14 protein-coding genes, 1 tRNA gene and 2 pseudogenes are annotated in these 13,528 nt (G+C 67.5%); 7 read left to right on the top strand and 10 right to left on the bottom strand.

Annotated elements, in window-relative coordinates; genetic code table 11:
- The first annotated feature begins 164 nt into the window (after window positions 1-164).
- Window positions 165-241: transfer RNA gene (locus tag C1I99_RS21035), tRNA-Pro, on the top strand.
- A 102-nt stretch (window positions 242-343) separates the two neighbouring features.
- On the opposite strand, the pseudogene C1I99_RS21030 reads toward C1I99_RS21035, so the two are convergent.
- Window positions 344-637: pseudogene (locus C1I99_RS21030) on the bottom strand (tyrosine-type recombinase/integrase); the annotation flags it as partial.
- Window positions 638-765: 128 nt separating this feature from the next.
- Between C1I99_RS21030 and C1I99_RS33400 the strand changes: the two are divergent.
- Window positions 766-975 carry a hypothetical protein gene (locus C1I99_RS33400; RefSeq protein ID WP_199562317.1) on the top strand — a complete coding sequence of 70 codons (210 nt, stop codon included), beginning with the start codon at window positions 766-768 and terminating at the stop codon, window positions 973-975.
- Window positions 976-1,173: 198 nt separating this feature from the next.
- Here C1I99_RS33400 and C1I99_RS21020 read toward each other — a convergent pair whose 3' ends face one another.
- The 3 genes from C1I99_RS21020 to C1I99_RS21010 all read right to left on the bottom strand — a co-directional run bounded on the left by C1I99_RS21020 (window position 1,174) and on the right by C1I99_RS21010 (window position 4,265).
- Window positions 1,174-1,926, bottom strand: a complete 753-nt coding sequence (locus C1I99_RS21020; protein WP_146604008.1) for a hypothetical protein — start codon at window positions 1,924-1,926, stop codon at window positions 1,174-1,176.
- A 187-nt stretch (window positions 1,927-2,113) separates the two neighbouring features.
- Entirely contained in the window at window positions 2,114-2,851 is a 738-nt protein-coding gene (locus C1I99_RS21015) for a hypothetical protein (RefSeq protein WP_146604007.1), read from the bottom strand.
- Window positions 2,852-3,308: 457 nt separating this feature from the next.
- Window positions 3,309-4,265 carry an aminoglycoside phosphotransferase family protein gene (locus C1I99_RS21010; protein WP_233512625.1) on the bottom strand — a complete coding sequence of 319 codons (957 nt, stop codon included), beginning with the start codon at window positions 4,263-4,265 and terminating at the stop codon, window positions 3,309-3,311.
- 170 nt (window positions 4,266-4,435) lie between these two features.
- Between C1I99_RS21010 and C1I99_RS21005 the strand changes: the two genes are divergently transcribed.
- The 3 genes from C1I99_RS21005 (at window position 4,436) to C1I99_RS32845 (ending at window position 6,550) form a co-directional block, all read left to right on the top strand.
- A complete protein-coding gene (locus tag C1I99_RS21005) occupies window positions 4,436-4,999 on the top strand; it encodes a dihydrofolate reductase family protein (protein WP_111135932.1) in 564 nt (187 codons plus the stop codon).
- A gap of 314 nt (window positions 5,000-5,313) precedes the next feature.
- Entirely contained in the window at window positions 5,314-5,901 is a 588-nt protein-coding gene (locus tag C1I99_RS21000; RefSeq protein WP_111135936.1) for a hypothetical protein, read from the top strand.
- Window positions 5,902-6,124: 223 nt separating this feature from the next.
- On the top strand, window positions 6,125-6,550 hold the full coding sequence (locus tag C1I99_RS32845) for a hypothetical protein (RefSeq protein ID WP_158554087.1): 426 nt from the start codon (window positions 6,125-6,127) through the stop codon (window positions 6,548-6,550).
- Between the two features lie 404 nt (window positions 6,551-6,954).
- Here the strand turns inward: C1I99_RS32845 and C1I99_RS20990 are convergent, their stop codons facing one another.
- From C1I99_RS20990 to C1I99_RS20980, 4 genes are all read right to left on the bottom strand, one after another.
- The gene (locus C1I99_RS20990) at window positions 6,955-7,518 is read right to left on the bottom strand and encodes a DinB family protein (protein WP_111135931.1); all 564 of its coding nucleotides are present in this window, start codon (window positions 7,516-7,518) and stop codon (window positions 6,955-6,957) included.
- 316 nt (window positions 7,519-7,834) lie between these two features.
- Complete coding sequence (locus tag C1I99_RS20985) at window positions 7,835-8,110, bottom strand: hypothetical protein (protein ID WP_111135930.1); 276 nt, start codon at window positions 8,108-8,110, stop codon at window positions 7,835-7,837.
- Window positions 8,111-8,353: 243 nt separating this feature from the next.
- The gene (locus C1I99_RS32370) at window positions 8,354-8,752 is read right to left on the bottom strand and encodes a hypothetical protein (protein WP_146604005.1); all 399 of its coding nucleotides are present in this window, start codon (window positions 8,750-8,752) and stop codon (window positions 8,354-8,356) included.
- Window positions 8,753-9,389: 637 nt separating this feature from the next.
- Complete coding sequence (locus C1I99_RS20980) at window positions 9,390-10,412, bottom strand: DUF2867 domain-containing protein (protein ID WP_199562316.1); 1,023 nt, start codon at window positions 10,410-10,412, stop codon at window positions 9,390-9,392.
- A gap of 53 nt (window positions 10,413-10,465) precedes the next feature.
- Between C1I99_RS20980 and C1I99_RS20975 the strand changes: the two genes are divergently transcribed.
- A complete protein-coding gene (locus C1I99_RS20975) occupies window positions 10,466-11,038 on the top strand; it encodes a TetR/AcrR family transcriptional regulator (protein ID WP_111135929.1) in 573 nt (190 codons plus the stop codon).
- Here C1I99_RS20975 and C1I99_RS20970 read toward each other — a convergent pair.
- Both C1I99_RS20970 and C1I99_RS20965 read right to left on the bottom strand, forming a co-directional pair.
- Window positions 11,031-11,311 (bottom strand): annotated as a pseudogene (locus C1I99_RS20970) (leucine zipper domain-containing protein); the annotation flags it as partial. The gene C1I99_RS20975 and the pseudogene C1I99_RS20970 sit on opposite strands and share 8 nt — an antisense overlap.
- A gap of 357 nt (window positions 11,312-11,668) precedes the next feature.
- Entirely contained in the window at window positions 11,669-12,142 is a 474-nt protein-coding gene (locus C1I99_RS20965) for a hypothetical protein (RefSeq protein ID WP_111135928.1), read from the bottom strand.
- A gap of 151 nt (window positions 12,143-12,293) precedes the next feature.
- Here C1I99_RS20965 and C1I99_RS20960 point away from each other — a divergent pair.
- Window positions 12,294-13,528 (top strand): MFS transporter (locus C1I99_RS20960; protein WP_111135927.1); only part of this gene is annotated, 1,235 nt, incomplete at its 3' end.

Below are 13,528 nucleotides of genomic sequence, written 5' to 3'. Positions count from 1 at the left end.
GCCCGCTCCCGAGTGCGGATGGCAAGATCCGCGCAACCAGTGGCCTCGTTGGCCCGATAAGGCCGGCAACATCAGGGCAGCTGTGCGGATCTTGGCGGCCCGCGGCGGCGGGGGTACCGAGTTTGACCATCGGAGCGGGTGGGCTACTATTTGTCGGCACGCCTCGGGGTGTGGCGCAGTTTGGTAGCGCGCTTCGTTCGGGACGAAGAGGTCGTCGGTTCAAATCCGGCCACCCCGACCAGAGGTAACGCCAGGTCAGGGCCGATTCTCCAGCACAGGAGAGCGGTCCTGATTTGCTTCTCGGTGCTTCTCCGGGAGAAATCTGGGAGACGATCTTGGCCGTTCACTCTCCCACCTCTCCCCGCCGCGCCGCCAGCAGTCGATCCAGCGCCGCCACCGGCGAGCCCGGAGCCAGCTCCCGCCGCGCGTCCAGGGCCGCTTCCCACAGCTCCGTCAGACCGTCGAGCAGCCGGCGGCGCATCTCCGCCGTAACATGTGAGTACCGGGCCTGCACCGACCCGTCCTCGTGCCCCATCCGCTCATCCATGAGTTTGGGCGGCGTACCCAACTCCTCCATGAGCGTCTTGTGCGTGTGCCGCAGCCCATGCGGAGTCAGGCCGGGAGCGATCGGCAGCCACGATCGACGCCCTACTTGTCACCGCCGACCGGCTGTGTAGCGAGTACCCCTATGCCGATTCGACACAGCTTCGCGTTGAGGGACAAGCCTGGCTGCGCAGGATCACTGCCCTGCTAGACGGCAAGCTGATGGTCGATGATCCCGACGAGTTTCGATGCGTGGCCATCACCATGGGAGAGAACACGGTGTTCTTGCCCGGCCTGTGGCGAAGTTTGACGTGGGACGAGTTGGTCCAAGCGTTCAGCCGCCATCGGACCAAGGACAACCACTTGAGCCTGAACTTGAACGGCAAGGAAGTGCCGTGGCCGAGTTGGCCGACGTACCTCTTCGACAAGTAGGTGGGCGCGGAGACGTCGGGCTCGGAGTGCCGAAACCGACCACGGACGCAGATCAACTGGCGAACGCGTGTCGCACATCAGCCGACGGAGGACAACCGACACGCCGACATTGTCGGGCTTCACTTGATGCGTGACGGATTGGTGTCAGATGTTGGGTGACACGTCCGGCTAGACGATCTTCATGGTCAGGATAGTCGGTCAGCTTGCTCCACCGCTGATGTTCTCGCTTCGATCGCTACGCCGGACTTGGCATGGGACGGGGTGGGCTGGCGGTAGTTTGAGCCGCTGGCGGGTTGCGTGGATGACGTCGATGACGCGCTGCTGCAGAGCAGGTGGGTTGTCGGCGAGGTCGGCGAGTTGTCTTGCGTGCTGGGCGAGGTCATGGGCCCAGTCCGGGTCCAGGTTGCCGACGGTGATGCGGTGGAATGCTTGTCGTGCGGTGTCGGGGTCGCCGGCCAGCGCTGCTGCGCTACCGGTGTGGTAGGCGTGCCACCAGGGCGACTCGCCGTGCCTGGTGGTCCGGGAGGCGAGTTGTTGAGCGGTGGCTGCGGGGTCGGCGAACTGGCTGCGCAGCTGCTCGACCCGTTGTGCGGCAATACCGGTGACCATGGTGATGTCGCGGGTGAACTGTTCAGCGTTTATGAAGTTGAGAAAGCTTGTCCAGCCGGCCTCGCCGATCGGCGGTTGTGTGACAAAGGCGGCGTCGTTGCGCCAGTAGATGCGGTCGCCGTCGTCGAATGACCAGTAGTCGCGTTCGTGCCACAGCCACATCGCGGCGATGCTGAGATAGGTGCCGTGTGAGCGGGAAGGCTGGAACTCAACGACGATCAGCCACCAGCCTCGGTCATCGAACCAGAGGCGTGATGCGCCTCGCCAGTGCAGTCCAAGCGGCTGCAGATGCTGCCGTGCCGCTGCTGCGACCAGCCGGCTCGTTGCGGCTCTGTCTGGCATTCGAGGAGTATGGCATTGGTCGCCCACCAGCACTCGGCGGAGTGTGTCACCCATCAAGTGAAGCCACCGTGTAACGCATCAAGCGGAGTCGGACACCGACACGCCGACATGTCTAGTCCCACCACATGCTTGACGAATCCGTCCCAGCACATGCTTGACGTTTGGCCTAGGGGTTGTTGCCCGTCCTTCAACCGTCCCGCTCGGGCAACTCGGCGAGAAGCCGTTCGTACTCGGCCTGGCTGCCGATCGCGGCCCGGCGTTCGGGGTGACAGACGTAGTGCCGGATTACAGCGGCGAGAAATCCGGCGTCGACGTTGTCCGTGCGCAGAGCTTTCCGGCTCCAGGGAATGCCACGCCGCCGAACCAGCTGGGGTTCCGTGAACGCCATCCGGAGCCACGAGGGGCGGTCGGCGCCCGGGGGGATCTGAGCGGTCGGTAGGGCCTCCCACGGCACAGTGAGCGAGCCGAGAGCGGAGCTCTGCCGTACCCCGTGAGGATGGAACTGCACCCCGTGACCCCGCCATGCCTCAACCACCAGCAGCGCGACCAGCACGACCCAAGGGACGCTGGGTACCACGTCGAACGTCGACGCAATGCCTTGCCTGGTCGAGCGCACCAATGCGCCGATGCTGGCCGATGCGGGCCCGAGGAGGCCCAGGGCAATGAACACCTTCCACGCCGGCGCGGGTGTGGCGAAGGCCGGAATCTGCGGCTGCACCACGAAGTAGGCCGGGCGGATCCCCATGGTGATGAGCGCCAGGACCAGGACCGCCAAGGTAAGGAAGAGCAGCGGATAGAAGAACAGGCGCTGCCCCAAGGTGGGCACGAACCCGACGGCCGCAGCGTTCACGCCTGCCACCAGCAGACCAAGTACCAAGACAACGTGCCGGTGGCGCACCGTGGCAGCGGAAACCTTGCCGATCATGCACTTGACCATACGAGCCGGCGGGTGCAGGACTTGTTGGCCGGTCGTCGAACATCGAAGCGTCGATCACGTCAAGCGTCTGGTGGGACGCGAGTGTCAAGCATGTCCCGTGACGGGACAACCGACACGCCGACAATGTCCGGCTCCACTTGATCCGTTACGGATCGAGATCCAAAAGCCGCCGTGCCTGCGGTAGGCGCGCACGGAGTTGCGCCGGCGCGCCTCCTCGATACCGCTGCTCTGACACGTTCAACCCCACCAGCACTCGGCGGAGTGTCACGCATAGGTGGAACCAACCTGTAACGCATCAAGCGGAGTACGACACCAACACGCCGACAGTGTCGAGTCTCAAGACGTTCGTGACAGATCAGTCTCGGGACGTGGGTGACACGTCGGGCTAGACGATCTTGGGCTAGTTTCTGGTTTCAGGCTACTGGCATTCAGTTTCAGCGCAGGCTTAGGCGGATAGTTCGTCCGTCATGATCCGTTCCAGCGTGCGTTGACCCATCCGGCTCATGGCGGGGTTACTTTCGATGTAGTACCAGACGACCCCCATCGCCTGCGCGAATGCCCACGCCTTGCCGCGCTCCCATTCGAGGTGGTTGCAGCCGAGATCCTCGCGGAGCACCTGCCGCGGTCCAGCCTCGAGCAGGTGCCAGGCACTTACGAGGTCGAGGGCAGGGTCAGCTGGTCGCAGGCCGCCGACGTCCAGAATCCCGGCCAGGCGCCCGTTGGACACAAGCACGTTGGCTGGAATGAGGTCACTGTGATTCATCACGTCTTTGGCTGCGCTGCGCGGCAGGCTCCTCATGGCGGCCCACATCCGGCGGAGGCGTGGAACGTCCAGGAGTCGTTCGCTGTTCCGGAAACAGGTTTCCATCCATGCATCGTGGGATTGGAGGTCGCCTCCGCGACCTCCGCCGCTGAACCTCCGGCCACGCGTGTCGATTGCGCGCACATCGTTGACGAACTCGGCCAGGTCGTGCGCGAACGCGACCGATTCGCCGGGGTCTTCGTCGGTGGCCACGGCGCCGGGCAGCCAGGTCTGCACGGCCCACGGAAGCGGATAGCCGGACCCAGGTTCACCAAGTGCCACCGGCTCGGGCGTGGCGAACCCTGTGCGACCTACCAGTTCCCGGGCTGCTTCCGCTTCAGCCTCCAGCCAACGCCGCGTCGACTCGGCGTCGCGAGGCTCTAGAGGGAACCGAGCTGTGAACTGATCGCCAATACGAAAGATGGCATTGACTGTTCCCTGCGAAGGGATGCTTCTGATAGGCAGACTCCGCCACTGAGGGAACTGCTCATCCACTAAGTTGCGCACCGTCTCAAGTGACACGGTCAGCTGGTTGGCATGCATCCGCACACCGGGAGCGTCGCGCATCTCGATCTTCGGCTGCAACCTACTTTCAGTCACGCCAGCTTCTTGACGGTTGGTCTAGAGATAAGTGCGGAGATCGTATCGCCGTCCTGGCGCTACGGGGTCCTGGCGTGGTGGTGAACCGGCCCTCGGTGTGGCCTGACCGATGATTCTTCCGCGCCGTGCTGGTCTGTACGCCGAGTACCGACTCACGGGAGGCTGACACCATGCGAAAACTGACCTTCGGCATGAACCTGAGCCTGGACGGCTACATCGCCGCGCCCGGCGACGACCTCGGCTGGAGTGTGCCGAGCGACGAGCTGTTCCAGTGGTGGTCCGACCGGGTGAGGGCGACAGGCATGGCGCTGTACGGGCGCAAACTGTGGGAGACAATGAGCTCCCACTGGCCAACCGCCGACCAGCAGCCGGGTGCCACACCGGCGGAGATCGAGTTCGCCCGCCGCTGGCGGGACATGCCGAAGGTGGTGTTCTCCTCGACGACCAGCACGGTCGACTGGAACACCCGCCTGGTCACCGGCGACGCGGTCACCGAGATCACCCGGCTCAAGGCCGAGGACGGCGGCCCCATGGATATCGGCGGCGCCACACTCGCCGCAGTGGCCATGCGGGACGGGCTGATCGACGAGTACGCGATCGTCACCCATCCGGTCCTGGTAGGTGGCGGCACGCCGTTCTTTGCGGCCCTGGACAACTGGGTGAACCTGACCCTGGTGGAGACCCGGACGTTCCCTGACGGCGTGGTCCTGACCAGGTACGAGACCAGGCGCTGAGTATCCCAACCTCGGATCGGCCCGGGCTTCGGGCCGCCCAAGGATCTCGTAGCGCTGTGTTTCGAGGCGATCGTGATACCCGTCCCGGATCACAGACCGGTATGGCAGAAGACACGCCTTGCCGTGCACACAGCCGGCTGCCGGCGCAGGACACGGGCACGCCGACAGTGTCGGGCTCCACTTGATGCGTACGGATCAGGGTCGGATGATGTGTGACACCGAGGGCGTGGCGTAGTGCCAGGGCGTCACTTAGCGTAACCGGATGTGTGGAAGACCAAGAGGTCGCCCGGACGCCGGGGTCGGAGGACAACGGGATGCTGTCGGACTATCAACAGCGGTTGCGGGAGAAATTCATGGCCGCCGCCGTCGTAGCACCACCACCGCCGTGGCGGCATGTCGATCAGACCCGGCAATACGTACCCGTGGGCGGGCTACAAGGTGTGGGCTTTGGCGCCCATCCGCAGACCGGTGGCGACCTGCTGATGGTGGTCTCGATGGACGGCTTCGGCCTGTTCGACGCCGAGACTGGCGCGAAAATCGCCCGCGACCGCAACCCTGACCCCGATGATGCCGAGCCGTCGGGGCCAGAACTGTCCTGCCCGGGCATCGGGGTGCTGGCGGGAAGCCGGATCCGAATAGCAGGACTGTTCGGCGGCGGGCTACACGCAACGACCGACGATGGTTGGACCATCGACGTGGTGGCACCCGAGTGGCCGAACCATCGGGTCCTGCTCTCTGCCGACGGTGGACGCTACGACGGCCCACCAGGAAAGACGTGGTGGCACGTCTTCCACTCCGACTACTCGGAGTTTCGCGCCGCCGGGTTCTCTCCGTCTGGACGCACCCTGGTTATCGCGACCAGCAGCGACATCACACTCATCGGCCGCCCCGAGTTCGACTGACCGCACACGTCACCGCAGGTAGCGACGCGGCCCCGGCGGAGTGTCACGCGTCATGTGAAGTCAACCTGTCACGCATCAAGCAAAGTACGACAGCCGGCCGCCGGCGATGCCTGGTCTCGCATGATGGTTGACGGAACGGCGTCGGAGGTCGTTTGACGCCTGGTCGTGATCGATTAGGTCGTGGCCTGGTGCTGCGATCGATCGTAGGGGTTAACCTCCCGGCGTGACCCGAGATCTGCCACGCGAGATCAAGAGGCTGGGTAAGGCTGAGCTAGTCGCACTCGCGCAGCGGGCGAGGGACCTGCATCTCGGCTTCGGTCGGCGCGCCGACTGGATCATCGAGCACGTCGAGAGCAGCCGGGCGGCGTTCATGCGGGCGATCCTGCGCGAGTCCACCCCGCAGCCCTGCTACCGCACCCTTGTTCTCGCGCACCGCCTGGATGGCAGCGTGGAGCACTTCCCCCTTGACGTGCTCCCCGGTGACTTCGCTGCGTTGCCGGAGGTGAGTTCTGCGGAGCTGCTCAAGCTGACGCGGTGGGCGTTGTCCTGGGTACCGATCAGTGATTTGCCCGCCGAGTACCAGGCCGAGTGGGACCGGACGCGTCGAGGTGAATCCCTGGAGTCGTCCGGTGGGTGTCCGAGCTCCTGATGTGGTGGTGGGCTTTGGTGCGGGTCAGACCGGTGGTGCTGCGCCGAGGGACGGCGTTGATCGGGCTGTTGGCGTCGTAGACGGTGACGGTGTGCTCGCCGAGAACGACGGAGACCACCTTGCGGGCATGGACCTTGCCGACTTGGATTCTCTGTCCGGCGACTTGGATGCTGCCGTTGATGGATACGACTCGTTCCGCGCTCGGGATGGCCGCTGGTGGCGGGATTGCGGATGCTGGGCCCGGCATCGGCCGGGCCGGCCGCACCCTCGCGTGCGTGATTCAGCCGGAGGCAGCGACGGGATCGGACGGTTGCTCGACAGCGCAGCTTCACTGAAGCTCGCAGCCACGGAGCGTCACGGAGGCCACGTAGGTTTCCGAAGCTCGATCGCCGGTTACCGGAAAGTCATATTCGGCGCGGTACGGCTCCGTCCTGCCAGCGGTAGAGGTCGCGCAGCAGGGAAATCTCGGCGCCGTGATGGATCAGCTCCCTGTTGACGTGCAGGACGATGCCCTCCATGGGAAACCGCTCGGGACCCACCGTGGGCGGATTCTTCAGGTCAGCGTCCGAGAGCTCGCGGACCCCCGCGTTCCATCTCCCATACATCTCATCGAGCTGTTTTAGCGCCTCGTCAGCGGTCCCCGCGTAGGCAAATGTCTGGGAGTCGACGTCCTGGCCGCCGAAGTGCCATCCGACCCGATAGCCCAGGCAGGAGACGATGATGTGCGCCAGCCGCCAGGCAATCGTGGTCACCGGCGCCGGCACCGGGTCAGGGGACGCGGAGTCCATCGTCCATTCCCCCGAACCTGCCGACATCGGTGCGGCCGACGTGCCACGTGGGCGGATGCTCCAGCAGCCGCGCACCGGCTCCCAGAAGTACTCCTCATCGGCAAGACCGTGCAGCCGCGGTCGCAGGTTCTTGTGCCAGTGCCGGTCCAGCTGGTCCGCGAGTCGCTGGCTTCTTGTCATTTCCGCACACTACATACAACGGAGACCTGGCTGCGACCCTCGCGGACGCCGTCGCCGGCCGTGGGCCGCGAAAGCGTACCGCACCGGGAGATGACGCTGGGGGCTGATGTGCCCTTCGGACCGCGCCGCCGCGAGCGGCTGTTTGACATTAACAACCCGGCTGGCTGGGTTGGGTTTAATGACCCAAATGTGACAGCCTCGACCGATGACATGACGGATGATCAAGACCGCAGACTCCCGCCCGAGATCAGCATGAGTATCCCGAGCGAGCGCCACGCCAGAGCCTCCGACCTGCATGTTCGAAGATGGCGAAGGCTCATTCATCCCACCGGATGCGCAGCCCGTCAAGGCTGGCTCGTCGCATCAACGCCGTACGAAGCGTCTGCGCCTCAACGTCGGTGAGGGCCATTCCGCGTAGTGGCCGAGTCCAGTGCAGCGGCTGACTCAAGACGATGGACCAGTCGTAGTCGGGGCTATCGGGAAGTGCCTCGGCATACACGTCGATCTCCCTCGTCCCCAACGCGCACGTGATGAGTAGCGCCCGGAAGCTCGGCCGGGAAACCGAGAGAGTGAAGTCGTCGGGTGAAGGCATCACAGAATCATGCCTCGGGCCATTGTCTGCCGCGTGCCCGGTCCGTGCCCGATGCAGGGGGCAAGATGGGTCAACGGCGGCGCGGTCTGCAGCCGCGTGTGCACGCCCCGTGCCGGACCGAGGCGTTCGTGGTCACCCAGCGTGTAGATCAACACGATTCCCAAGCTGACAGTCACTGAACCCGCCTGACGCCAGTAAACGCCAGCGCGAAGCCGAGGCGGGCAACGTCGAATACGGAGCGCCCTAAGGTTGCAGCCTTTCAGGTTCGTCGAGCACGGCATCTGCCAGACGCTGCGGGAACATGCGCTTGACACTGTCTGCATAGCCAGCACCGTCGGCAGGCTCCGTAACCCGGGTTCCGTCCACCCGCACCGGCAGGGAGACGCCTCCCGGTTGACCGTTGGCCGTTGGCGTCATCTCGCAGCTCGCCCAAGCAAACGACGAGGAGCCCTCGCTGCCGAGCAGCCGGACCTCGCAGGTGCCTGGGCCCCACAGCAACCGGTCGGGCAGTAGCGCGGCGAGGCGTTGCTCCTCAGCCTGCACCTCAGGGGTGCTTCGGTCAGGCAGTTGGTACGGCGGCTCGGAGCAGCCAAACATCAATCCGACCATCAATCCGATGCCGACAACGTTCCGGCGAGGCATGCTCCGATGATGTCATCCGGAACCGTGCAACCGCGACTCTCGGCCGTGCCCAGACGTAGGGCGCGCCTGTAACAGAGTCCATCAGACACATCCGAGGGACCTGCGGCCAGCGCTTCAGCGGTAAGTCAGCGAACGCCTGACAGCGGTTCCCCATCAACGAGCCGTAGACGACTGCCGACCCGAGGCCAGCGCGAACAAACGACAGCGGCTGATAGCGGACGACAGCACCGACGGCCGTTCGGGACGAAGAGGTCGTCGGTTCAAATCCGGCCACCCCGACCAGAGGTAAGAGCAGGAACCAATCAAGGCCCCTCTCACGAGGGCCTCGATTGGTTCCTGGTGACCGGACGAGGCATTGGCCCGGTACGGCCGAACCTGCACCGCGAACCGCCCAAATCGTCAAGCAGGCCCGGATGATGGGCTCGATCGGCCAGAGCCGCAACCCGGTGGGCACCTGGTCGCGAGACAATGATGACCGCGACGGGGCGCTTCACGAACCCCGCCAGACAGAACGCTGAGGTCTTCGGCTGGCAACCACCGGTGGCTGCGGTGCCGCGCCGCAACGCGGAAGAACCTGACGGATCCCGCTCGACTGGCAGCTGAGACCTGCCTGCGGTGCGCCCGCGGTTTGACCGGGTCACGCCTGGCGGCATTGCTGATCCGGCGTCCGCCGCAAGGACGCCGCGGTGGGCGCAGTGGCCCTGCGCGCGGCGCGGCGCACCATCGCCCAAATCACGGCCGGGTGAACCAGACGCACCACTGCGAGGTAGGCCCTGCCGGCGCGGGTGCGTACGGCGGCGACCGCCGACACGGTCACGGTACTGCCGCTCTCGTCCGGCTCGACCAGAACGCTGGCCCGGAAGTCGAGGTGCGAGGCGTCGACACCGAGGAGGACTTCGCGATCGGTGCGGGCGACGGTGGCGAAGGCGGTGGCGTCGCCGCGTTCGACGCCGATGAGCGGCACCAGGGCGTTGCGCAGGCGCAGCAACGCGAGGACCACCGCCGGCGGGTCGCGGAAGATGCGGTCCGCCCAGTCCTGCGGATCGGTCGACGTGCCCGGCGGGACGCGTACGGCGATCGCGTCGGCGAGGTCCCGGCGTGCCGACCATGCGTTCAACAGGCCCGCGCCGGCGGGCACCGGTACGGCGCGTACCCGGACGCTCTCGGCCGCCGCGGCGAGGCGGACTCGGCGGCCATACCGGACCGGCTCGCGCACGGTCCCGGTCACGGCGCGCTCGGCGTTGTCCAGCAGGTGCTCGAGGACGGCGTCGTGGCAGGCGCGGACCACCAGCGGCCACATCAGGCGCATCGCGCCGGTCGGCCGGCCGACGAGGCGGTGCCGCAGAACGCAGCGGTCCGTTCCGCGTGGCTGCACCTCGAGCACATGGATCCCGTCGAGGCCGATCGCCGGGTCGAACGCGAACTCGATCACGCGGCCCGGCTCGTACCGGGCCACGCGGTAACGGATCGCGCCGTGACCGCCGTCCGCCCCGACACCGAGCGGCCGATCGAACCGCATCGGCGGCCAGGTCGGCGCCGGCCACAGCGGATCGTCGACGGAGCCGATCCGATCCAGCAACTGGCCCACGGCGTCGGCGGACGCTGGGAGCTCACGCTCGTGGACGTTGACAATGGTGCCGATGCCGGATGCCATGGCCATGGCCGCCTCCGTACGCTGCCGTATGGTCTACGGCCGTACGGTACCGTACGGAGATGCCCCGACGCCCCGTGAGCCGCCTCACCGCCGACGACTGGGCCGGCGCGGCGCTCGACGCGATGGCGCGCGGCGGACTCGCCGCCGTGGCCGTGGAACGGATCGCCGCGCAACTCGGCGCGACCAAGGGCAGCTTCTACTGGCACTTTGCCAACCGTGACGCGCTGATCGCCGCCGCGCTGAAGCGATGGGAGACCGACCACACCGAGGCGGTCATCCGGATGGTCGACGCCGAACCTGACCCGTTGCAGCGGCTGCGGTTACTACTCGTCACGGTCATCGAGGCGACCGAGCACGACCTGCTCGAGGTGGTCGTGCTGTCCACGGCGGACCACCCGCTGGTGGCGCCAGTGCTGGCACGGGTCACCGAACGACGGATCTCGTACACGGCAAAACTGTTCGGCGATCTCGGGTTCCCCCCGGCCGAGGCACGCGAGCGGGGCCTGCTGGCGTTCACCGCGTACCTGGGTCACGCCCAGCTCGCCCGGGCGACGCCGCAGCTGGTACAGAGCAGTAGCACCGCCCGCCGCCGCTACGTCGACCGGGTGATCGCGCTAATCACCGCGCGCTGAGCTCGACCACCGGTGCGAGCCGGCGGGGCCGAGTTTGCGTTCCTGGCGCGGCTGGCAGGCCCGTGCCTCCGCTGCCGCCGAGGTCTTGTGGGGCTGGCGGTGAGCCCGGCTTGACCGGTCGGTCAGACCGGCGTCGCCCTCGGCCCACCACCGCGCCAGCCACTTGTGGCCCGCGGCTCGGAAGCAGCCGAGTTTGGCCACGTGGGCAACCGGCCGGGCCTGACCGATGACACCCGCGATGAGCAGCGCCGCCGTGAGTCTGCCCCGCCGCATCTGGAAGGAACTCGGTCCGCGCACCGCACCCGGTGGCGGCGGCGCGCCGCCCGGTCGTCGTCACGACTCCCGGGCACGCCGGCGCATCCGGACCGCCTGAGTGGCGAGGATCAGCGCGACGGCAGCGGCCGGCATCACCCGGGTCAACCGGACATTATCGCGCCCTGGTCACCTGTCGCCGCTGCGGTCACCGGCAAAGAATAGTGCTCCTGACCGGCCGCGGTGAGCCCCGAAGACGTTGGAGCCGGTGCGTCCAACTCGGACGGCACCGGCGGCGCCGAGGCCGGTCAGATCGGCCATCCTGCCGTTCTCCACCGGGTGGGCCGCCGGTTGGGCACTCCTGGTTGGGGCCGGCTGTCAGTCGTGCAGCTCGGTGCGGTGGATCTCGGTGAACGCGGCGGCCAGGTAGCCGTCGAGCGGGTGACCGGTGACGGCGAGCAGGTCGGCAACCAGAAGGGCGGCGTGCCGGGCGACGGCCGGCGGGGCGGGCGGGGCGTCGTCGGCGTCCGGGTCGTACACGCCGAGGGCGCTGGCGAGCAGGACGAGCAGCACGTGCGGATCGACCTCCGGTCGCCACTCGGCCGCGCCCCGCACGCAGCGTTCCAGCACCTGCCGTACGTCGTCGCCGGCCAGGCCGTCCGGATGGCTCTCCTCGATGAGTAGCCGGACGACCGCGCCGAGGACCAGGCCGGACCGTTCGGCCGCGCCGAGCCGGGCCACGGCGATCTCGTACGCCTCGCCGTCGCGCTCCCGGGCGGCGGCGACCGCGTCGGTGGCGGCGCCGGCGATCTCGCGGGCCGGTGCGGGTAGGTGTCGCCAGGTCGTCGTCATCGACGACCAGGATTCCAGACGGGTCCGACGACGGGCGGGGTGCCGGCCGGACCGACGCGGCGGGTGGCCTTAATCACCCCCTGGCCGGCCCCCGCACGGGAAGCGCGTAAAACGGTTCGCGAAGCGTCATACCCGGCGAACAGAATGCTGCATGCTCAGTCGCGCCCTGCCCCGCCGCCCGGAAGCCCGACGGATCCTCCTCGGCACCCTGCTGTCGGCGGTCGGGCGCGGGCTGACCCTGCCCTTCCTCTTCATCTACCTGACCGACGTCCGGGGCCTCACCGACGCCCGGGCCGGGCTGGTGATCGGCTGGTTCGGCGCGGTCACCCTGGCGCTGTCGCCGCTGGGCGGCACGCTGATCGACCGGTTCGGCGCGCGCCGGGTCGTCCTGCCGTGCCTGCTGATCGAGGCGGTCGGCACCGGCTCGCTGGCGCTGGTCGACTCGACCGCCTCGGCCTTCGCGGTGATGACTCTGATCGCCGTCGGCAGCTCGGCCATCTGGTCGGGGCAGAACACCATCCTCGCCTCGCTCACCGACGACGGGGAGCGGCAGCGGGTCTTCGGGCTGAACTTCGCCCTGCTCAACCTCGGCATCGGCATCGGCGGCCTGACCTCCGGCGCGATCGTCGACACCGGCCGGCCGGTCACCTTCCAGGTGATCTACCTGCTCGACGCGGTGAGCTACCTGATGCCGGCGCTGCTCCTGCTGAGCCTGCCGCACGTGGGGCACCGGCTCGCCGGCCGCCCGACCGGTGACCGGCCCTCGGCCGGCGGCTACCTCACCGTGCTGAGGGACCGGCCGTTCCGGCGGCTGGTCATCTTCGGCCTGATCCTCACCACCTGCGGGTACGCCCAGATCGAGGTGGGCTTCACCGCGTACGCCGTGCGGGTGGTCGAGGTGACCCCGCGCGTGGTGGCCTGGGCGCTCGCCGGCAACACGGTGATGATCGTCCTCGCCCAGCTACTGGTGCTCCGCCGCCTGGAGGGGCGCAGCCGCACCGGCGCCCTGGCCATGGTGGGGGCGGTCTTCGCGACCGCGTGGCTGGTCCTCGGCGCCGCCGGCCTGGTCGGTACGGGCAACGCGCTGGTCGCCGCGATCGGCGTGGTCACCTGCGCGGCCATCTTCGGCTTCGGCGAGACGATGCTCTCGCCGGTGATGCCCGCGCTGGCGAACGCGCTCGCCACCGACGAGTTGCGCGGCCGCTACAACGCGATGAGCTCGATGATCTTCGGGATCAGCGGGGTGATCGGTCCGGTCACCGCCGGGCCGCTGATCGGCGCGGCCGACGGCCGGATCTGGGTGGCGAGCGTGGTCGGCGGGTGCCTGGTGGCCTCCGTGGTCGCGCTCTCGCTGCGCCGGCTGCTCACCCCGGCCCCTGTCTCTTA

This window comes from Micromonospora deserti (genome assembly GCF_003236335.1).
GTDB classification, from domain to species: Bacteria; Actinomycetota; Actinomycetes; order Mycobacteriales; family Micromonosporaceae; genus Micromonospora; species Micromonospora deserti.
Note: the sequence above shows the minus strand (reverse complement) of the source record. Positions and strands in the feature narration are given on the sequence as shown.